Origin of the sequence: Rhizobium sp. BK316 (assembly GCF_014193695.1) — a bacterium.
Taxonomy (GTDB): domain Bacteria; phylum Pseudomonadota; class Alphaproteobacteria; order Rhizobiales; family Rhizobiaceae; genus Rhizobium.
This window is the reverse complement of sequence record NZ_JACHZR010000002.1, coordinates 979,186-998,151: the sequence shown is the minus strand read 5'-3', so window position 1 is coordinate 998,151 and position 18,966 is coordinate 979,186. Positions and strand designations below refer to the sequence as shown.

Genomic DNA, 18,966 nt, shown 5'->3' with positions numbered 1-18,966 from the left:
GCCTTCGAAGTCATTTGTTTCAGCAGAAATGAAAACACCCGGCGCCTGGTGGCGCCGGGTGCTCAAAAACCAAAGCTTTAGAAGTGCTTACTTCGTAGCCGCTTCGTAGCGTTCCAGGACGTAGTCCCAGTTGATCAGGCTGTCGATGAAGGCTTCAAGGTACTTCGGGCGGAGGTTGCGGTAGTCGATGTAGTAGGAATGCTCCCAGACGTCGACGCCGAGGATCGGGGTGGCGCCATGAACGAGCGGGTTTTCGCCGTTCGGGGTCTTGGAGATTTCGAGCTTGCCGTTCTTGACGGAGACCCAGGCCCAGCCGGAGCCGAACTGGGTGGCGCCGGCAGCGGCGAAATCGGCCTTGAACTTGTCATAGCCACCGAGGTCGGACGTGAAGGCAGCTTCGAGCTTGCCCGGCAGCTTGTTGCCGCCGCCGCCCTTCTTCATCCACTTCCAGAAATGGATGTGGTTGTAGTGCTGGGCCGCGTTGTTGAAGAGGCCGGCATTGGTGCCGAAGGACTTCTTGACGACCTCTTCCAGGGAGAGATCGGCCAGACCAGCTTCCGCTGCAAGCTTGTTGCCGTTGTCGACGTAAGCCTTGTGGTGCTTGTCGTGGTGAAACTCCAGCGTCTCCTTCGACATGAAGGGCGCAAGGGCGTCGTAGTCATAGGGAAGTTCAGGCAATTCGAAAGCCATAACAGATCTCCTCTTGGCAATAGATTGCGTCATCGGCAGGTGAGGCGGAACATAGGAGGGGAAGCACGGAGTGGCAACCGGCGAATTATCAAAAAACAACGACTTCGAGGAAAAATTGCCTCTCGCAACGGGCTCTCTCCAAAAGCGCAAATCACAGGCCGTGCCGCGCTTTGCGGATATGAAGCTGGTATGACTGCAAGACGGGAAGATGGCATAGAAAGAAATAAAATCCCCTCCCCTGCCAAACCCGCATTTCCCTTGAACCACACACGTAAAATGAGCCCTGCTCGCGTCCCGCTCACTGCGCTTACTGCATAATTCAAAATGCCACAGCGTCCTTTGCGCGTCTGAAAAGACGCGCGGCGCTGTAGGGGCGGCCACCGGAATTTCAATAAAAATCTGTTAATTTCTTTTGGGCGCTTTTGACAGGCGATGAGCAGCGCGGCTTAGATGCAACCTATGGCCATCGAAGAGTTTTAGCACAACCTTCGACAGGATTAACTTAATTAGCATAGCATAAATCATTTCAGGGACTTCTGACATCAACTTCGGGGCGTGTGATGGTCATGAGCTTTTTTCGTCGTAATGAAGAACCCGCCAAGCCGGGTTTGAGAGTATCCAGCCATCGCCAGACGTTGTCCGTCACCGAACAGACTGTCCTCGTGGACAAGCCGCCGGTGCAGTACAGCGTTTCGGAAGTCGACGATTTCCAGGCTTTCGGCACAGCGATCGAGGAGAACAAGCAGTCTTCGGAAGAGCTGCTGGTCAGCCTGACGTCGTTGCAGGAGCGGGTTTCCTCGCTGCTCGGCGCACACAGCCACTCGCTCAATGAAACAGGTGCGCTGAGAGCGGAATGTTCGCGTTTGAGCTCTCTGCTCGACTATGAGAGCAATGCGCGGCGCAAGGCCGATCAGGAAAACCAGCGTCTCGTGATCGACAACAAGGAACTGAAGCTCGACAGCAGCCAGCTTCGTGTCGAGGCCGGCACTTACCGCGAAGAACTGGTGAAGCTGCAAGGCGTGCATGAGCTGGCGCGGGAGGAATTCACCGTCGTCGAGGCGCGGCTGATCGATGCCGAGCGCGAGATTCGCGACCGGGCGCTGCAATTCGACGAGGTTTCCTCGCAGCTTCGCCGCACGCAGCAGGACCTTGACGCGCGCAGCCGCGAGCTGGCGAGCACCCGCGAGAAGCTGGAGCTGGAAACCACGGCCCATCAGCTGCTGGCCGAAAGCTCGCGCCGGGAAAACAGCATCCAGCTTCGCGAAATCGCCCGCCTCAATGAAGAGCGCAGCCACCTCAGGACCAATCTTTCGGAGCATGAGGCGCTGGCACGCGGCCTGCAGTCCTCCGTTTCCAACATGAAGCAAGATCTCACCGCTTCCGAGGAGCGTTATCGCCGCCTGGAAGCTGAATTCGAGACGCTGGAAACCTCTTCGACGCTGGAGATCGCCAACCTGCGCACCAAGCACGAAGCAATCGGTTCCAAGTCTGAACTCGTCGAGAAGCTGCTGTCGACCGCCAACAGCCGCAACAAGATGACGGACGAAGAGTTGCAGTCCACCCGCGTGGAACTGAAGCGTACCAAGTCCGAGCTTGCCACGGCTTTGGCGCGACTGGAGCGGATGACCGACGAGATCAACCGCGTGCGCCTCAACGGCACGGAAAGCGAAGCGGCCCGCCGCGAGCTTGCGGCTCACAGCAACGATCTCGTCATGAAGCTGCGCGAGGCCGAAAGCCAGCGCAACAAGCGCGACCGCGAGATCGAAGCTTTCAAGCACGATCTCGATACGCGCCTCGATACCGACCGTTACGAAATCAGCCAGCTGCGGACGAGCCTGGAAATCGCCAAGTCGGAAATCCGCCAGCTTCGCGCCGAACGCGCGATCCTCAGCGGCCAACTCGAAGTGGCACGCGGCGATCGTCCAACCCTTGCCGACGCATTGCCCGTCGAAGAGCCCGTGAAGGAAGAAGTCCGCATGCCGGCTGCCACCTTCGCGCCGATGATCGACATTTCCAACAAGTCGCTGCGCAACGGCATGATCGCCGGCTCCGTCAATGACGAGCTCGCCGCCATCGAAGCCGATCTGCGCACGCCGCCGGCAGAGTGATCCAGGCTCTCTTCGGCGGGAAGAGAACTTTCCGCCGAAAACAAAATGACACGCCTGACAGTCCTTTGCCGTGCCGCCGGAACCGGAGCCTGCCTTCGCGAGTTTGAAGGCAGGGTCTGGAGGAGGCGCTCACATGGAACAAGTTCGAAATCGGGGACACGTACAAAAACAGGCTGAAGACCAGCAGAAGATCTATCAGCGCTGGGCACCGGTCTATGACAGGATCTATCGCAGCATCCTGCGCGACGGGCACCGCACGCTGGCGCGGCTCGCTGCTAACGCCGGCACCGACATTCTGGAAATCGGCGTCGGCACAGGGCTGGTGCTTTCCCACTATCCGCGACGCTGCCGGGTGACGGGAATCGACATTTCCGAGCACATGATCGCCAAGGCGCGAGAAAAAATCGCCCGCCACAAGCTTTTCCATGTGCAGCAATTACAGGTGATGGACGCGCATGCGCTGGCCTTCGACGACAAATCTTTCGATGCTGTCTGCCTGCCTTTCGTCATCACGCTCATCCCCGATCCGGAACGGGTGCTGGACGAATGCGCCCGCGTTCTGCGGCCGGGCGGCGAGATCATCCTTGCCAGCAAGCTCGGCGATGGTATCGGGCTGCAGGGCGCAATCGAGGAGGTGGTGGCGCCGCTTGCCCGGCGAATCGGCTGGAGCTCGTCTTTCCGGATCAGTCGGATCACCGACTGGGCGCGAGCGAGCGGTTTCGATGCGATCGAAATACTACCGGTTTTCCCAAACGGCTTCTTCAAGGTCATCCGCCTCAAGCGGCGCTCGCCGAATGTTTGAGGAGCTTTTTTCACCCTTAACGTGTTTGCATCAGGATCTTCGCTCGTCAGGGATTTTCATGATCACGGATTTTTTCCTCTTCATCGTCGTCGGTTTCTGCGCCCAGATCGTCGATGGCGCTCTCGGCATGGCCTTCGGCGTGCTGTCCACGACCAGCCTGCTGGCGCTCGGCGTGCCGGTCGCCAATGCCAGCGCCATGACCCATGTGACGGAAATGTTCACGACGGCAGCGTCGGGCATTTCCCATGTCTGGCACCGCAATGTCGACTGGAAGCTCGTGGCGCGGCTTGCACCCGCCGGCATGATCGGCGGGGCGGTCGGCGCCTTCCTGCTTGCAAGTGTCGACGGCAAGGTGATCGAGCCCTTCGTCTCAGCCTATCTGATCGCTATTGGCCTCATCATTCTCTGGAAAGCCTTCCACCCGACGCGCAAGCGCGACGTCCGCGACTGGATGGTGCCACCCGTCGGGCTTTGCGGCGGCGTGCTGGATGCGGTCGGCGGCGGCGGATGGGGACCGATCGTCACCAGCTCGCTCGTCGGCCGCGGTCACGATCCGAAGCGAGTGATCGGCTCGACCAGCTTCACCGAATTCGCGGTCACGCTGATTATTTCGATCACCTTCGTGCTGACGCTCGGCTGGTCGGAGCTCGGCTCGGCGGTCGGGCTGATCATCGGCGGCGTGATCGCCGCCCCCTTCGGCGCGATCCTCGTCAAGCGGCTGCCGATGAAACCGTTGATGATCGCGGTTTCGCTCGTCATCATTACGACTTCGGCCATGCGATTCTTCTGAAGAGCGTGGCGCGATCTTTCAGATTCGCTTGACATGCTTCAGGCCGTGTTGCGGCCGAAATAGACATCGACGGATGCTATCCGGTCGCCAGCGAAGCGAAAGCTCTCCATGTTGCGGAAGGCCTTGCCGCCAGCCATTTCGGCGCGGTAACGCACGACCGCCTCATCACCCTGAACCGACAGGAACTCGATGTCGAAGGCATTCAGCGCCGGCTCGTTCGGCCAGCAACGCTCGAAATAGGTCGCGCGGTCGATGTGATCGTCCTGCGGACTGGAAAAAGTGAAATCATCCGTCAGCATCGCGCCGACGATATCCTTGCGGTGATCGATATAGGCTGCGTAGAGATCGCGCAGCATCCGGGCGCGGTGTTCATCCCTATTGCTCATGTCTGCTTCTCCCTATTACCGATTGCATCTTGCAATCAGTTAGAGGCGAGATTGCGACTTTCAAGTGGCTTTTCCCTTTGCCGGCAGGTCTGATTGGGCGGAATCCGTCCTTGGCAGCCTTTGGGGTGATGCGTAAAGTGAGGATCGCCTCATCTTGGCCGCGGCCAGACTGTACCGAAGAAGATCCGCAATGACCGATACCCAATGGGATGCCGCAAAGGCGATGCCCGGCTCCGCCTACTGGAAACGCAATCTCGTCATCTCGCTGCTCGGTTCGTTCACGACCATCGTGGCGATGACGCTGCTTCTTCCCTTCCTTCCGCTCTATGTGGAAGAGCTCGGCGTGAGCGACCATGCGGCTATCGTGCAGTGGTCGGGCATCGCCTATGGCGCGACCTTCTTTGCCGCCGCATGCGTCGCGCCGCTCTGGGGCCGGCTCGGCGACATCTATGGGCGCAAGCTGATGCTGGTGCGCGCCAGCCTCGGCATGACCATCGCCATCTCGCTGATGGGCATGGCCGGCAGCGTCTGGCAGCTCGTGGCGCTGCGTCTCTTCGTCGGCCTGGCGGGCGGCTATGCCTCGGGCTCAATGGTGCTGGTGGCAACAGAGACCCCGAAAGACCGGTCCGCCTGGGCGCTCGGCGTGCTGTCGTCGGGCATCATGGCCGGCAATCTCGTCGGCCCGTTGATCGGCGGGGCACTGCCGCCCATCATCGGCATCCGTGGCACGTTTCTGGCCGCCGGCGGCATGATCTTTCTCGCCTTCCTCGCCACCACCTTCCTCATCAAGGAGGAGAAATCGGCGGCCCGCAAACAGGCGGCCAAGGCATCCGGCGGCTGGAAATCCATTCCCGACAAGGGACCTGTGGTGGCCATGCTCGCAACTGGCCTGCTGCTGATGCTCGCCAATATGTCGATCGAGCCGATCATCACCGTCTATGTGGCACAGCTCGTGCCCGATCAGGGTCAGGTGACGATGGTAGCCGGTATCGTCATGTCGGCGGCAGCGCTCGGCAGCATTCTCTCGGCCTCGCGGCTCGGCAAGCTTGCCGACCGGATCGGCCACTGGCCTGTCATTGCCGGGGCGCTGGCGGTCGCCGGCCTGTTGCTCATCCCGCAGGCCTTCGTCACTGCCTCCTGGCAGCTCATCGTTCTACGCTTCCTGATGGGCGTCGCGCTCGGCGGCCTCCTGCCCTGCATCGCCGCCGTCATCAGGCATAGTGTGCCCGACAGCGCTGCCGGCAGTATCCTCGGCCTTTCCATCTCGTCGCAGTATGTGGGCCAGGTCGCGGGACCTGTTCTCGGCGGCTTCGTCGGCGGGCATATCGGCATGCCGGCGGTCTTTCTCGGCACCTGCGTTCTGCTGCTCGCGGGCGCAGCCTTCACATGGCTGGTGCGAACGAAGGAGGAAGCCTGAGGCTCAGGCTTTTACTCGTCACTCGCCGAGCGGCCATAGGCCCAGTCCATATAGAGCTCCAGCGCCTTGCGGGTGACCGGGCCTTCCTGAAAATTATGGCCGTCGAGCCTGTTGACGCCGACAACCTTGGAATAGTTGCCGCTCGTGAAGATCTCGTCGGCGCCCATGAAATCCTCGACCGACAGTGTCGCTTCGCGCACGTCGAAGCCGGCCTTGCGTAAGAGGACGATGACGCGCTGGCGGGTGATGCCGGCAAGGAACGTGCGGTTGGCGACCGGCGTGAGGACCACGCCGTCCTTGACCATGAAGACGTTCGAGGAAGCGGTTTCGGCCACGTTGCCGTTCATGTCGCGCATCAGGGCATTGTCAAAGCCGCGGCTTCTTGCTTCGGCGATCGCCCGGCCACTGTTCGGATAGAGCGAGCCTGCCTTGGCGTCCGTCGTCGCGGTTTCCGGAGTCGGGCGACGATAGGGCGAAACGGTGAGCGAAGAGCCGCCGTGGCCGCCCATTGCCGCTTCGAACAGGCAGAGCGCAAAACGGGTGGATTCGCCGTCAACGGTCACGACACTGCCTGCCGAGCCGTGCTCGCCCCAATACATCGGCTTGATGTAGATCGGCGTCTTGCCGTCGAATTTCTTGACACCTTCCCAGGCGAGCGCCTCGATCTCTTCGGCCGTCTTGACCGGCTTCAGGCCCATGGCAACGGCAGAGCGGTTGATGCGCTGGCAATGCAGGTCGAGATCGGGTGCAATGCCATCGAACCAGCGGGCGCCGTCAAAGACGGTGGAGCCGAGCCACATGGCGTGCGAGGTCGGCCCGATCAGCGGCGGATTGCCGGCGATCCACTCTCCGTCGACATAGGTCCAGGTGGTCGTGCGGGGTGACGTATCGACGGGCATTGCGGCTCTCCTTGTGAAGTCGGCAAAGCAAAATCCTCCATGCCGGGTACGGTCAAGCGCAAATTGACGGTTGAAACATCGAAGCAAGAAAATGCCGAAGACCGCGTTACGATTGAAATATTGATGCGCGTGTCCTGGTGCTAAAACGATGGGTCCATAAAAGAAAATGATCGAAAGCCGACTGGATGGATGCCACTGCCGCATGCCATCATGGCAGACGGAAAACGCATGCCGGTCCAGGAGATGAACAGATGAAAGCCATGTATTACGAAGCCTTCGAACAGGCGCCTGAGATCCGCACCGTGCCGGACCCGACGCCTTCGGAAGATGGCGTGGTCATCAAGATCGGCGCAACCGGGCTTTGCCGCAGCGACTGGCACGGCTGGATGGGGCATGACCCGGATATCCGCCTGCCGCATGTGCCGGGACACGAACTTGCCGGCCAGATCGTGGCAACCGGCAAGGGCGTGGTGCGTTTCAAGGTCGGCGACCGCGTGACCGTGCCTTTCGTTTCCGGCTGCGGCCATTGCGCCGAATGCCATTCCGGCAACCAGCAGGTCTGCCCCAACCAGTTCCAGCCGGGCTTCACCCATTGGGGCTCGTTTGCCGAATATGTCGCCATCGATTACGCCGATACCAATCTGGTGCATCTGCCCGAGAGCGTGGACGACGCGACAGCAGCAAGCCTCGGCTGCCGCTTCGCCACCTCTTTCCGTGCGGTTGCCGATCAGGCGCGCACCGGCCCCGGCGAATGGATCGCGGTGCATGGCTGCGGCGGTGTGGGGCTTTCGGCGATCATGATCGCCAGCGCGCTTGGCGCCAATGCGATCGCCGTCGATATTTCCGAGGAGAAACTTGCCTTTGCGCGTGAATGCGGGGCGGTGGCCACGATCAATGCCTCCTCGGTTGCCGACGTGGCTGAAGCCGTGCGCGAGATTACCAAGGGCGGCGCGCATGTCTCGATCGATGCGCTCGGCCATCCCGTCACCTGCTTCAATTCGATCAAGAACCTGCGCCGGCGCGGCCGGCATGTGCAGGTGGGCTTGATGCTCGGCGAGCATTCGACGCCGCAGATCCCGATGGCGCAGGTGATCGGCCACGAGCTGGAAATCTATGGCAGCCATGGCATGCAGGCCTGGCGCTATGATGCCATGCTCGCGATGCTCGCCGCCGGAAAGATCGCGCCGCAGAAACTGATCGGCCGGCGCATCAACCTTGCCGAAGCCGTGCCGGCGCTTATGGCGCTCGACAAGGCCGAGGGTACGGGTATCAGCGTGATTACGCAGTTCTAGGACGGTGGGAGGCAGTTCGCGCCAAGGCGGATTACCGGATACGAGATTGCGATCCCACCTATGGATAGGAGAAGCCGCCGGCCCGCCGGCGGCGATGGGGGAGTCCATGAGCGAGACACAACGCAAGCTGACGACGATCTTCTCGGCCGATGTGCAGGACTATACGCGCATGATGGGCGAGGACGAGGAAGGCACGCTCGCCATGCTGAAGCACTATCGCGATGCCATGTCCCGCCTCATCGCCTCGCATGGCGGACGGGTGGTCAACACCTGGGGCGACGGGCTGCTTGCCGATTTTCCGAGCGTCGTCGAAGCCGTTCGTGCGGCGATCGACGTACAGAACGAGCTTGCCGGCAAGAATACGGCGCGGCCCACGGACGGGCGCATGCTCTTCCGCATCGGCATCAATCTCGGCGATGTCATCGTCGAAGGCGACGATATCTATGGCGACGGCGTCAATATTGCCGCGCGGCTGCAAACCTCAGCGCCGGCGGGCGGGATCGTGATCTCGAATACCGTCTACGATCAGGTGCGCAACAAGGTGGCTGTTGGATTCGACTTTCTGGGAGCACTGGAGATGAAGAATGTCGCCGATGCCGTGCCGAGCTATGTCGTGCGCATCGGCGATATCGGAATTCAGCCGCAGGAGCCGACAGCCTCTCCGGATCGTACCGTCGAAATGCCGGCGCCGAGGCCGGCCCCGGCCCCCCCGCCGCGCGGCCGGCTGCGCAAGCTCGCCGGCATCCTGGCCGTCATCGGCGCCATGCTCGTCGTCATCAATATTGCCACTTGGGAAGGCGAGTTCTGGGCCGTCTGGCCGCTGCTTGCCTTCGGCTTCGTGGCGGCCATGATATGGGTACGGATGCAGGACCGGTTCGACCAGCGGATTGCCGCACTTGCCGTTGTCGGGGTCGGCATTGTCGTTATCAACATGCTGACGTGGCATGGGATATTCTGGGCGATATGGCCGCTTCTCGGCCTCTCTGTCGCCGCCGGCATTCGCTGGGCGATGCGCGACTGAGGCTCGGGATGGCGGCGAGATATCGTCCCGCCGCCTGTTTCTATTATTGAGCGACGCCGATCGAGGCGAGGTATTCGGCCGAGGCGATGATCTTCGACTTGTCCTTGATTTCGATGATGAGGCGCGGATTGCTTTCAAGCTTGGCAAGGGCAACGAAGATTGCGCGCCAGTTGACGGTGCCTTCGCCGAGCGCCCAGTGGCGGTCGGCATAACCGTCAGCATCCTGCAGGTGGACGTGGCCGAGCCGGTTGCCGGCGGCATGGACGTAATAGTCGACGGGCGGGGCGCCGGTGGAGCCGTGGGCGTAATGCGCATGGCCGGTGTCGATCGAAACGGCGACGGCCGGTGAGTTGAAGCTCTCGGCAAGTGCCACGCGGATATGCGGGTCCTTGTCTTCGATGTTTTCGATGACGATCGTGCAGCCGATTTCCTCGGCGCGCTTTACCGCGTCGCGCATCGTCTGATGGCAGTAGTCGACGATGTTCTCGCGTTCACCGGGATTATTGTCGAGGTTGTTGTAGCCCCAGGTCGTGTAAGGGCTATGGACGACCATGTGCGTGCCGCCGATCGCGGCGCAGACATCAAGGCCCTGCATCAGGCGGCGGGAGACGACGGAGCGGATATCCGGATCCTGCGAGGCGATGATGAAGCCCCAGAACGGGCCATGGATGCCGACGCGGCCCTTGAAGCCGTCGAGCAGCTTCCTGGCGCGCTCGGCCCGCGGCGTCCAATCGCCGTTCAGAACGTCGGCATTTATGAAGCTCTGCAGCTCGAGATCGCGGGACTTTTCGAAGAGCCAGTCGCGATGGTTTTCGAGTTCGTCGATCGTCATGGCAGCGCCGACGACGGGAAGAGAAGACATGGGGTTGCTCCGCTGATGGTATGCCTGATTGGCGGGGAAGGATCGGCGCGTTCTATGCGCCTCTTCTGTGTCGCCGATATTACAGGGCCGATATTACAGGAATGGCAGCGGCCAACCTGTCGCACTTGCGCAGCGGACGCTTCGTACCGATATGTCCGCGATCGGCTCCAGGGCCTGAAAACATGCAAAAGCCGCATGTTTGCCGCCCCTCCCCGATTTTGCGGCGGTTGCCAAAACGGCCGCGAAGGTCTATCGGACCGCCCCGCAAGAACAAGAAAGAGACATCATGTCCAACTCATTTGTGAAAACAGATACCCGAACGGAAGCAAAAAGCTTCTTCGTACTGGGCGACAAGGTCGAGCGACGGGCTCGCCTGACAGGCAACTGGCTCAACATCTTCGATGTGACCGTCGAGCCCGGCGGCAGGACGCCCCGGCACGCGCATGCGAGCCCGGAAGTCTTCCGGATCATCGAGGGCACGCTGACGATCTGGCGGCTGACCGATACCGGGCCGGAAGAGATCCAGGCGAGTGCAGGCGACATCGTCAGCATCGCGCCTTTCATGGTGCACGGCTATTCCAACAACGGAACCGTCCCCGCGGTCTTTTCGGCCATCGTTGACCGCGACATGGCCGAGTTCATCGAGACCGAGGGCGTTACCGAACAGCCGCAGGGCAGCCCGTCACCGGAAACGGTGGCGCGCATGCGGGCAGCGGCAAACGCCCACGGGATCACGATCCTGGCGGCGTAAGCGCCGTCAGTTTCTCTGCATGCCGCGCAGCGGAGACTGCCCATCATCCGCCGCGTCGAGGACGTGGCCTGATATCAGGAGCAAGACGATGGCATGGTCAGCCAGCCAATATGTGAAATTCGAGGATGAACGTACCCGCCCGGCGCGCGACCTGCTGGCGCAGGTACCGCTGACGGAACTCCGCCACGCGGTCGATCTCGGCTGCGGGCCGGGCAATTCGACCGAGCTGATCATCGACCGCTATGGCGCGCAAAACGTGTCGGGTCTCGACAGCGACCTGAACATGCTGGAGGCGGCCCGCAAGCGCCTGCCGGGCACGGCTTTCGTGGAGGCCGATCTTTCCACGTGGCAGCCCGCCGAGCCGGCGGACCTGCTCTTTGCCAATGCCGTCTTCCAGTGGCTGCCCAACCATCTCGATATTTTCGACCGGCTGATGGACGGGCTGGCGCCGGGCGGCGTGCTTGCCGTGCAGATGCCTGACAATCTCGGCGAGCCGAGCCATCTGATGATGGAGGAAACGGCGCATGCCGGGCCTTGGAAGACGGCGTTTGAGAGGAAGAGCGTTCGGCGCAACGTGCTGCCGCCGCCATCCACCTATTACAGCCGGCTGATCGCCAAATCCTCCCGCGTCGACATCTGGCACACGATCTACAATCACCCGATGGAGAGTGCCGCGGCAATCGTCGAATGGGTCAAGGCAACGGGCCTGCGGCCCTATCTCGACCATGCCGGCGAAGAGCATCGCGAGGCGTTTCTGGCTGACTATCTCGAACGTATCGACCGGGTCTATCCGAAGGCTGCCGATGGTAAGCTTCTGCTCAAGTTCCCGCGGCTCTTCATGGTGGCCGTAAAGGCCTGACCGGGAAATCCCGACGTCCTTGATGCCGGCGGCGCGCTTTGTCGGTCTCCGCAAGCCACACGCAAAGTTTGAAGCGTAGCGGTTCGTCCTGGGATTTCTCAATCCGGACGTGCTTTCGCGACGTTACCGGCGTCGATCGCTATCCATTAAACGCCTTTGCGCCACCACGTGCGGGGCCTGACAAAGAGATTTTGAGATGGTTTCTTCTGTTTCCAATATCCGGCTGCAAATGGCGCAGATAGCGTTGCAGACGATCAAGGGCGGCTCCTCGGAGAGCAGCTCCGGCAGCTTGACCGATCACGACTATTCCAGCCTTCCCTCGCAGTCCCGCTCGGCGCTGTCGGTCATGCTGGACAAGATCAACTCCGGCAAGGCCGGATCGACGGATACCTCCGGCAACACCACCGCCAGCACCGATATCACCACTGCCTCCTTCATGGCTCTGCTGCGCCAGAACATGACGGCTGCGGCAGAGGCCAAGGGCGAAGGCAGCCAGGAGGCTGCGATGCTTGCCGCCTTCAAGAAGGGCCAGCTGACAGTCACCGATCCGACCCAGGGCGTTTCGATCAAGGCCTGGGATGTCACCGATCCCAAGGAAGCGGATGTCGACCAGAAGAAGGGCACCGCAATCGAGACCAGCGACTGGAACGAATTCCTGCGCGACCATCTGCAGCGCGATTCCCACGGGCGCCTCGTCAGAAGCGAAAACGGCAGTTTCATCGAGAAGGGCACCGGCAACGAAGTCTATTTCGGGCAGGTCGGCACGCAGAATTATTACATCACCTGGCCGGTGAAGACCGAAACGAAGCCAGCCACGTCGGATGCCGGCAAGTCGGATACGAGCACGGGCACGTCCAATACCCAGACGCCGGCAGCCGACAGCAGCACAGACAAGTCGACCAAGAGCAGCTAACCTGCTCCTGCGAAACGGATTTCATGGCGCTCGTTTCCGGGGCTTCGGCCCCGGAACTGTTTTCAGGGCATAGCGCCGCACCCGTACCGCCCTGTCAAATGCTTGTTATCATTGGGCTGCAGGTTCTCTTGCGGTAAAGCGGAAGCGCTTTATATTCGGCCGGGACAATCCAGCAGGAGATGGCACGCATGGACGCTCACCCCACACCGCCCGTCACTCTCGTCATCTTCGGCGCCACGGGCGATCTGACACGGCGACTGCTGGTTCCGGCCATTATCAATCTCACGCGCAGCCACCTCGTCGGCAGCGACCTGCATATCCTCGGCGTCGGCATCGAGCCCGGTGACGACGAGTTCCTGCGCAAGCGGCTGGATGACTTTCTCAGTCAGATCAGCAGCGAGGAAGAAACAATAAAGGACGAAGCCTGGGAGAGCCTGCGGTCGCGCATCTCCTATCTGCAGGGGGATTTCACCAGGGACGATATCTTCCTCGAAATCGGCAAGCGCCTCGGCACGACCTGCAATGCAGCCTTTTATCTTGCCGTGCCGCCAAGCTTCTTCGGCCCGATCGTCGAAAAACTTGCCGATCTCGGACTGATGGAAGAAAGCGGGGACTGCTTCCGGCGCGTGGCTATCGAAAAACCCTTCGGCACCGATCTCGAATCCGCCAAGGCGCTGAATGCGCGTATCCTTGCCCGCGTGAAGGAAAGCCAAGTCTACCGACTCGATCATTTCCTCGGCAAGGAAACGGTGCAGAACCTGATGACGGCGCGTTTCGCCAACATGATGATCGAGTCGCTGTGGAACAATCGCTATATCGACCACGTACAGATCACCGCCTCGGAAATCGTCGATGTCGGCACGCGCGGGAAATTCTATGATGCGACCGGCGCGCTGCGCGACATGATCCCCAACCATCTCTTCCAGCTTCTGGCGATGATTGCCATGGAGCCGCCGAACAGTTTCGACGCCGAGGCGATCCGCAACGAGAAGAGCAAGGTGTTGAAGGCACTGCGCATTTACACACCGGAGGAAGCCAGGGCGAATGGCGTGCGCGGTGCCTATACCGCCGGTCCGCTCAATGGCATCGATCTGCCCGCCTATCGCGATACGAAGGATGTTTCGCCCGACAGCAAGACCGAGACATATGTGGCACTGAAGCTCTATGCCGATACCTGGCGCTGGGCCGGCGTTCCCTTCTATCTGCGCACCGGCAAGGCGATGACGGCGCGCGATACGGAAATCGTCATCACCTTCCAGCCGGTGCCCTTTGCGCAGTTCCGCGAGACAGGGGCCAACCGCCGCCTGCCGCCGAACAAGCTCGTCATCCAGGTGCAGCCCGATGAGGGTATGAGCATGGAAATTTCCATCAAATCACCGGGGCAATCCGTCGATACCGTGCCGGTGGCGCTGGATTTCCGCTATGCCGACAAATTCGATATCAGCAAGACGACCGGTTATGAATCGCTGCTCTATGACCTCTTCATCGGCGACCAGACACTCTTCCAGCGCGCCGATGGTATCGAGGCCGGCTGGGCGGCGGTGCAGCCCTTCCTGGACGAATGGGCAAAGGATGACCGCGTTCCGGATCCTTATGTCCCGGGCACAATGGGACCTGCCTGCGGCGACGAGCTGATCGAGCGCGACGGCCGCCAATGGCACGAACTGGGCGTGCTTCTGCACAGGAGCGGCAAATAGCCATTCCTGCCGCTAATCCGATAGAGTAATCCCGTCAGCGGCAGGCGGCAGGCAGCGTGTGGTCACGCTCAGCCGTGCGATAGGCACGCGTGCCCGGCTGTGGGCAAGGCGGCCGGTCGGGCGGAACAACGACGCGGATATTACCGGTTTCGAACGTGTCGAGCGGAATGGAGATACCGCCGCCGCTCGCGTTCGCGTCCGGCACGGTGCCGGGCGGCATGCCGCCGAAACGGCCGGAGTAATCCATATCACCGAGGGCCTGGGCAAAGACCGGAGCGGCGAAACCGAGGAGAATGATCGAGGCTGCTGCAACGACCTTACGCATGACCATATTCCTTCTTATCTGGCCGATATGAAACGAGAATTGGATATCCATCGTTCCAGCCGATCCGGCCGTCGGTGAAAAAATCCGGCATAATTTAATCTAGGAAAGGTCGGTGCGGATTTCCATCCGGCGGCTGATATCGTCGGATGGATTGATCAGATCTCAAAAGGCGATCGATGCGTTGACGAAGGAGGTGCGCGGCTGGCCCACGAACTTGCCGCCATTATTGTCGGTCGAGCGGGCAAAATGCTCGTTGTCGAACAAGCCAGGGCGTTTCTCAACCTGTAACACTTAAGCTCAGGCTCTCGCCCGCGAACGGCCGATCGCCCTCACCTTTCTGACCATGGCCGACGCTCCAGCGAGACGGCCAGACAAGGCGATCAAGCCCTGTCGAGGCGATTGCCTCGAAGGATGACCATGCCTCGGTGCCTGTCCGGCGCCAGAGCACGCCGCCCGGCCCCATGCCGCCGTGCAGAATGATGTGGAGATCGAAATCCTCGCCCGGCGGCAGGTCGGGACCGAAGAAATAATAGGGACTGCGACCGGGATCGCGGCCGAGGACGAGCGCCAGTCGCTGCTGTTTGCCACGCAGGCCGAGCCATAAGGGTGGCAGTCCTTGATCGCCGAAAGCCGAGAAGATCGTCTGCGAAGCGGCACAGGCGTCCGGTGCCATCCGGCCGCTCAGGCGGAGTTCGATGATCCGGTCCGTGCCCATCGGACCCGACCAGAGAGCGTCGCTCACGCCATGGGCAAGGCTGTGCCATTTATGCTCGCTCGCAAGAACAGGAGGCCATTGCAGGCGTTCGCGTACAACACCTTCCGTATCGAGAACCTGATAGCGCAGGCTCTCCTCATCGAGGGCCGCCTGGATGCAATGAAGATATTCGACACCCTCGGGCATTCTGTGCGCGGTCCCCGCCCCCGCCGTGCATATCTGCAGCACACCGCGATGGGCCTGCACATCGAAAGCCAGGATATGGCTGCAGCAATAGGCGAAGACATCCGCCTCCACGAGAATATCCCAGAAACGCTCAGCATATTCATGGCCGATCTCACGCTGATAGGTACCGGCGTAGCCATTGACCGGAAAGACCGGGTGATGGCCGAGCACCAGCTTGTAGCGGGCATCGGCATGCGCCTTCAGCGTCGCTTCCAGCCACTCCGTTTCGACATGGCCTTCGCCGCCGAGACCGCTCCAGAGCGTATGGACGAAGACCATGAGCAGATCGCCTCGGCGAACCCAATAGGCCAGCCCCTCCTGCTCCGCCGGCCCGTTTGCCGGAAGGTCGAGCACGTCGCGGAACACGGCCTCGCTCATCTCGTCATAGGTCGTGTGGTTGCCGGTCGTGTGCCACATCGGAATGTTCGCCCGATCGAGCCAGGCCATCTCGACATCGAACCAATGCCGCCATTGGGCGCGCAGCGAGGCTTCATCCGCCGTCAGACCGACGATCTCATCGCCGGGAAAGAGGATGAACTGCGGCTGCGGCTCGAGCCTGCGCAGGACGGCATTGACGGACGCGAAGGTTCGCTCATGCAAGGCGCCGGCAACACCCGAGCAGGAGTCGCCATAGAGCACGAATTGGTGGCCGCCCGACTTCGGCAGCAGCGCTTCGATCGGAGTTGCGTCGGTCATGAAACACCCGGAAAAGAACGAGGAAATGTTCAAAAACAAAAAACCCGAAAGTTCATGTCAAACTTTCGGGGGTCAGTGCAACGATGCCGTGGGCTTACTGAATTGATGGATCGCCTTACAGCATCGGCCCGAAAATCGGAATCGATTTTCGGAAAGCCTGATGCGTAGATGCAAAGAGTTAGAGCACCGTGCGTCCGAATGGACGCACGGTGCTCTAGACGAACTGGCTGAGGCCAGGAACGGAGGCGACGACCTGGTCGACCACTTCCTCACCGGCATGTTCCTTGGCAATCGCGATGGTCTCCTTGGCGAGCGAGGTGATCTCGCTCATGCCGAGACCTTCACTCATCAGCTGCTGGCCGAGGCCCATGATGCCGCCGCCACCAAGCGCGCTCATGAGGCCGCCGAGCAGGCCGCCATTGCTGGAACCTTCGCCGTTGAACTGGGCGACGAGTTCGGTGGCGCCGGGGATCTTCTCGATCATCTCGGCAACCGGGCCGTCGGCCGCTTCGCGCTGCAGGAAACCGAGCATCATGCCGAGCGCCTTTTCGGCCAGTTCAGGCGAAATGCCCACACGATTGGCGATTTCAGTCACAATCTCATTCATCGTCTGCCTCCTGTTTTGACGTTAACGTCAACGTAATCGAATCGAGGCGGCAACTCAAGCGGCGCTTTGTGAGGCGCCTCTTTCCTGCTTTTCGTTTTAACACAGACAGTTGTCCGTCTCCTGTCGCCTGCTTATAACAGACAAACGATATTTGCATGAATGTGCGGAAAGAGGATTATCGCATATTCTGGAATGAAGCGGCGGCATCGACCGAGGGAGACATTTTACATGCTCGAAGACGGCAAGATTTTCATCGGCGCAAGCCGCAATCCTGATGACAGCATCAACAAGGGCGAATATCTCGACCTCAAATTCGGCAATCGCCACGGGCTCGTGACGGGTGCGACCGGCACCGGCAAGACGGTGACGCTACAGGTGCTGGCAGAGGGCTTCGCGAGAGCCGGCGTGCCGGTTTTCGCCGCCGATATCAAGGGCGACCTTTCGGGCATCGCCGCCAGGGGCGAGCCGAAGGATTTCCTCACCAAACGCGCCGAGCAAATCGGTTTTACCGACTATGAGTTCGACCAGTTCCCGGTCATCTTCTGGGATCTCTTCGGCGAGAAGGGCCATCGCGTGCGCACGACCGTCGCCGAGATGGGGCCGCTGCTGCTGGCACGACTGATGGACGCTTCCGAGCCGCAGGAAGGCGTCATCAATATCGCCTTCAAGATCGCCGACAAAGCCGGCCTGCCGCTGCTCGACCTCAAGGATTTCACGGCGCTGCTCAACTATATGGGCGAGAACGCGTCGGAGCTTTCCAGCCAGTTCGGCCTGATTTCCAAAGCGTCCGTCGGCTCGATCCAGCGGGCGCTGTTGGTGCTGGAACAGCAGGGTGCCGAACATTTCTTCGGCGAACCGGCACTGAAGATTTCCGATATCATGCGCACGTCGAACAACGGTTACGGGCAGATCTCCGTGCTTGCCGCCGACAAGCTGATGATGAACCCGCGCCTCTACGCCACGTTCCTGCTGTGGCTGCTTTCCGAGCTCTTCGAAGAGCTGCCTGAGGTCGGCGACCCCGACAAGCCGAAGCTCGTCTTCTTCTTCGACGAAGCGCATCTGCTCTTCAACGATGCGCCGAGGGTACTGACCGAGCGCGTGGAGCAGGTGGTACGCCTCATCCGTTCGAAGGGCGTCGGCGTCTATTTCGTCACGCAGAACCCGCTCGACGTACCGGAGACGGTACTCGCCCAGCTCGGCAACCGCCTGCAGCATGCTTTGCGCGCCTATTCGCCGCGTGAGCAGAAGGCCGTAAAGACGGCCGCCGACACGTTCCGCCCGAACCCGGCTTTCGATTGCGCCACCGTCATCACCAATCTCGGCACCGGCGAGGCGCTGGTCTCGACGCTGGAAGCCAAGGGCGCGCCTTCGATCGTCGAGCGCACGCTGATCCGCCCGCCGTCCGGCCGCGTCGGACCGGTGAGCGATGCCGAGCGTCAGCAGATCATGGACCGCAGCCCCGTGCTCGGCGTCTATGACGAGGACGTCGACCGTGATTCTGCCTTCGAGATGCTGGCCGCACGCGCCAAGAAAGCCGCCGATTCGGAAGCTGCCAAGCGGGCGCAGGAAGAGGCCCTGGCGCCACAGGAAGGCAGCACCACGTCCGGCTGGACGCTCCCCGGCTTCGGTGGTGGCGACGACGACCAACCCGTGCGAGGCCAGTCCCGCGGCCGCTCCGGCTATCAGCGCGAAACGGTCGTGGAAGCGGCGATGAAGAGCGTTGCGCGCACCGTGGCGACCCAGGTCGGGAGGGCGCTGGTACGGGGCATATTGGGAAGCCTGAAGCGGTAGTACACAGCTGAGGTTGCAGTACTGAGGCCGATAACAAAAAGTTGCAAATAACTTAAGTATCCGCTAAATTAACTTCGGGGATCAGCTTGGAGTACTGCGATGCTGAAGTACCTTATTGCA

19 protein-coding genes are annotated in these 18,966 nt (G+C 61.1%); 12 read left to right on the top strand and 7 right to left on the bottom strand.

Annotated features, from left to right (window positions below; all coding sequences use genetic code 11):
* Nucleotides 1–87 precede the first annotated feature (87 nt).
* Nucleotides 88–690 carry a superoxide dismutase gene (locus FHT87_RS13460; protein ID WP_183735651.1) on the bottom strand — a complete coding sequence of 201 codons (603 nt, stop codon included), beginning with the start codon at nucleotides 688–690 and terminating at the stop codon, nucleotides 88–90.
* Nucleotides 691–760: 70 nt separating this feature from the next.
* Between FHT87_RS13460 and FHT87_RS31415 the strand changes: the two genes are divergently transcribed.
* The 4 genes from FHT87_RS31415 to FHT87_RS13445 all read left to right on the top strand — a co-directional run bounded on the left by FHT87_RS31415 (nucleotide 761) and on the right by FHT87_RS13445 (nucleotide 4,390).
* Complete coding sequence (locus FHT87_RS31415; RefSeq protein WP_281411217.1) at nucleotides 761–883, top strand: hypothetical protein; 123 nt, start codon at nucleotides 761–763, stop codon at nucleotides 881–883.
* Nucleotides 884–1,256: 373 nt separating this feature from the next.
* A complete protein-coding gene (locus FHT87_RS13455; RefSeq protein ID WP_246699603.1) occupies nucleotides 1,257–2,798 on the top strand; it encodes a hypothetical protein in 1,542 nt (513 codons plus the stop codon).
* Between the two features lie 133 nt (nucleotides 2,799–2,931).
* Entirely contained in the window at nucleotides 2,932–3,600 is a 669-nt protein-coding gene (locus tag FHT87_RS13450; RefSeq protein WP_183735649.1) for a class I SAM-dependent methyltransferase, read from the top strand.
* Nucleotides 3,601–3,658: 58 nt separating this feature from the next.
* Nucleotides 3,659–4,390, top strand: a complete 732-nt coding sequence (locus FHT87_RS13445; RefSeq protein ID WP_183802463.1) for a sulfite exporter TauE/SafE family protein — start codon at nucleotides 3,659–3,661, stop codon at nucleotides 4,388–4,390.
* 38 nt (nucleotides 4,391–4,428) lie between these two features.
* Here the strand turns inward: FHT87_RS13445 and FHT87_RS13440 are convergent, their stop codons facing one another.
* The gene (locus tag FHT87_RS13440; protein ID WP_183802460.1) at nucleotides 4,429–4,776 is read right to left on the bottom strand and encodes a nuclear transport factor 2 family protein; all 348 of its coding nucleotides are present in this window, start codon (nucleotides 4,774–4,776) and stop codon (nucleotides 4,429–4,431) included.
* 190 nt (nucleotides 4,777–4,966) lie between these two features.
* Between FHT87_RS13440 and FHT87_RS13435 the strand changes: the two genes are divergently transcribed.
* Nucleotides 4,967–6,193, top strand: coding sequence for an MFS transporter (locus FHT87_RS13435; protein ID WP_183735646.1), 1,227 nt, complete (start codon nucleotides 4,967–4,969; stop codon nucleotides 6,191–6,193).
* An 11-nt stretch (nucleotides 6,194–6,204) separates the two neighbouring features.
* Here the strand turns inward: FHT87_RS13435 and FHT87_RS13430 are convergent, their stop codons facing one another.
* Nucleotides 6,205–7,092 carry a branched-chain amino acid aminotransferase gene (locus FHT87_RS13430; protein ID WP_183802457.1) on the bottom strand — a complete coding sequence of 296 codons (888 nt, stop codon included), beginning with the start codon at nucleotides 7,090–7,092 and terminating at the stop codon, nucleotides 6,205–6,207.
* 251 nt (nucleotides 7,093–7,343) lie between these two features.
* Here FHT87_RS13430 and FHT87_RS13425 point away from each other — a divergent pair, with 251 nt between their 5' ends.
* A complete protein-coding gene (locus FHT87_RS13425) occupies nucleotides 7,344–8,384 on the top strand; it encodes a zinc-dependent alcohol dehydrogenase family protein (RefSeq protein ID WP_183802454.1) in 1,041 nt (346 codons plus the stop codon).
* 106 nt (nucleotides 8,385–8,490) lie between these two features.
* Complete coding sequence (locus tag FHT87_RS13420) at nucleotides 8,491–9,405, top strand: adenylate/guanylate cyclase domain-containing protein (protein ID WP_183802451.1); 915 nt, start codon at nucleotides 8,491–8,493, stop codon at nucleotides 9,403–9,405.
* Between the two features lie 43 nt (nucleotides 9,406–9,448).
* Here the strand turns inward: FHT87_RS13420 and FHT87_RS13415 are convergent, their stop codons facing one another.
* Complete coding sequence (locus tag FHT87_RS13415; protein WP_183802448.1) at nucleotides 9,449–10,267, bottom strand: sugar phosphate isomerase/epimerase family protein; 819 nt, start codon at nucleotides 10,265–10,267, stop codon at nucleotides 9,449–9,451.
* Between the two features lie 286 nt (nucleotides 10,268–10,553).
* Here FHT87_RS13415 and FHT87_RS13410 point away from each other — a divergent pair, with 286 nt between their 5' ends.
* The 4 genes from FHT87_RS13410 to zwf all read left to right on the top strand — a co-directional run bounded on the left by FHT87_RS13410 (nucleotide 10,554) and on the right by zwf (nucleotide 14,487).
* Entirely contained in the window at nucleotides 10,554–11,018 is a 465-nt protein-coding gene (locus tag FHT87_RS13410) for a cupin domain-containing protein (RefSeq protein WP_183802445.1), read from the top strand.
* 88 nt (nucleotides 11,019–11,106) lie between these two features.
* A complete protein-coding gene (gene tam, locus FHT87_RS13405) occupies nucleotides 11,107–11,877 on the top strand; it encodes a trans-aconitate 2-methyltransferase (protein WP_183802442.1) in 771 nt (256 codons plus the stop codon).
* 196 nt (nucleotides 11,878–12,073) lie between these two features.
* On the top strand, nucleotides 12,074–12,790 hold the full coding sequence (locus FHT87_RS13400; protein ID WP_183802439.1) for a hypothetical protein: 717 nt from the start codon (nucleotides 12,074–12,076) through the stop codon (nucleotides 12,788–12,790).
* A 188-nt stretch (nucleotides 12,791–12,978) separates the two neighbouring features.
* Nucleotides 12,979–14,487 carry a glucose-6-phosphate dehydrogenase gene (gene zwf / locus FHT87_RS13395; RefSeq protein WP_183802436.1) on the top strand — a complete coding sequence of 503 codons (1,509 nt, stop codon included), beginning with the start codon at nucleotides 12,979–12,981 and terminating at the stop codon, nucleotides 14,485–14,487.
* 34 nt (nucleotides 14,488–14,521) lie between these two features.
* Here zwf and FHT87_RS13390 read toward each other — a convergent pair whose 3' ends face one another.
* The 3 genes from FHT87_RS13390 to FHT87_RS13380 form a co-directional block, all read right to left on the bottom strand.
* Nucleotides 14,522–14,812, bottom strand: a complete 291-nt coding sequence (locus FHT87_RS13390; protein ID WP_183802433.1) for a hypothetical protein — start codon at nucleotides 14,810–14,812, stop codon at nucleotides 14,522–14,524.
* Between the two features lie 277 nt (nucleotides 14,813–15,089).
* Nucleotides 15,090–16,448 (bottom strand): metallophosphoesterase, encoded by a 1,359-nt coding sequence (locus tag FHT87_RS13385; RefSeq protein ID WP_183802430.1) that lies wholly within the window; start codon nucleotides 16,446–16,448, stop codon nucleotides 15,090–15,092.
* Between the two features lie 214 nt (nucleotides 16,449–16,662).
* Nucleotides 16,663–17,055: a hypothetical protein gene (locus tag FHT87_RS13380; RefSeq protein ID WP_183735635.1), complete on the bottom strand. Its 393-nt coding sequence runs from the start codon at nucleotides 17,053–17,055 to the stop codon at nucleotides 16,663–16,665.
* Nucleotides 17,056–17,283: 228 nt separating this feature from the next.
* On the opposite strand from FHT87_RS13380, the gene FHT87_RS13375 reads away from it, so the two are divergent.
* On the top strand, nucleotides 17,284–18,846 hold the full coding sequence (locus FHT87_RS13375) for a helicase HerA-like C-terminal domain-containing protein (protein WP_183802427.1): 1,563 nt from the start codon (nucleotides 17,284–17,286) through the stop codon (nucleotides 18,844–18,846).
* Nucleotides 18,847–18,966 lie beyond the last annotated feature (120 nt).

Bases quoted from the DNA above. Each gene is read 5' to 3' on its own strand.
- FHT87_RS13460 (WP_183735651.1), bottom strand. From the start codon at position 690: ATGGCTTTCGAATTGCCTGAACTTCCCTATGACTACGACGCCCTTGCG.
- FHT87_RS13455 (WP_246699603.1), top strand. From the start codon at position 1,257: ATGAGCTTTTTTCGTCGTAATGAAGAACCCGCCAAGCCGGGTTTGAGA.
- FHT87_RS13450 (WP_183735649.1), top strand. From the start codon at position 2,932: ATGGAACAAGTTCGAAATCGGGGACACGTACAAAAACAGGCTGAAGAC.
- FHT87_RS13445 (WP_183802463.1), top strand. From the start codon at position 3,659: ATGATCACGGATTTTTTCCTCTTCATCGTCGTCGGTTTCTGCGCCCAG.
- FHT87_RS13440 (WP_183802460.1), bottom strand. From the start codon at position 4,776: ATGAGCAATAGGGATGAACACCGCGCCCGGATGCTGCGCGATCTCTAC.
- FHT87_RS13435 (WP_183735646.1), top strand. From the start codon at position 4,967: ATGACCGATACCCAATGGGATGCCGCAAAGGCGATGCCCGGCTCCGCC.
- FHT87_RS13430 (WP_183802457.1), bottom strand. From the start codon at position 7,092: ATGCCCGTCGATACGTCACCCCGCACGACCACCTGGACCTATGTCGAC.
- FHT87_RS13425 (WP_183802454.1), top strand. From the start codon at position 7,344: ATGAAAGCCATGTATTACGAAGCCTTCGAACAGGCGCCTGAGATCCGC.
- FHT87_RS13420 (WP_183802451.1), top strand. From the start codon at position 8,491: ATGAGCGAGACACAACGCAAGCTGACGACGATCTTCTCGGCCGATGTG.
- FHT87_RS13415 (WP_183802448.1), bottom strand. From the start codon at position 10,267: ATGTCTTCTCTTCCCGTCGTCGGCGCTGCCATGACGATCGACGAACTC.
- FHT87_RS13410 (WP_183802445.1), top strand. From the start codon at position 10,554: ATGTCCAACTCATTTGTGAAAACAGATACCCGAACGGAAGCAAAAAGC.
- tam (WP_183802442.1), top strand. From the start codon at position 11,107: ATGGCATGGTCAGCCAGCCAATATGTGAAATTCGAGGATGAACGTACC.
- FHT87_RS13400 (WP_183802439.1), top strand. From the start codon at position 12,074: ATGGTTTCTTCTGTTTCCAATATCCGGCTGCAAATGGCGCAGATAGCG.
- zwf (WP_183802436.1), top strand. From the start codon at position 12,979: ATGGACGCTCACCCCACACCGCCCGTCACTCTCGTCATCTTCGGCGCC.
- FHT87_RS13390 (WP_183802433.1), bottom strand. From the start codon at position 14,812: ATGCGTAAGGTCGTTGCAGCAGCCTCGATCATTCTCCTCGGTTTCGCC.
- FHT87_RS13385 (WP_183802430.1), bottom strand. From the start codon at position 16,448: ATGACCGACGCAACTCCGATCGAAGCGCTGCTGCCGAAGTCGGGCGGC.
- FHT87_RS13380 (WP_183735635.1), bottom strand. From the start codon at position 17,055: ATGAATGAGATTGTGACTGAAATCGCCAATCGTGTGGGCATTTCGCCT.
- FHT87_RS13375 (WP_183802427.1), top strand. From the start codon at position 17,284: ATGCTCGAAGACGGCAAGATTTTCATCGGCGCAAGCCGCAATCCTGAT.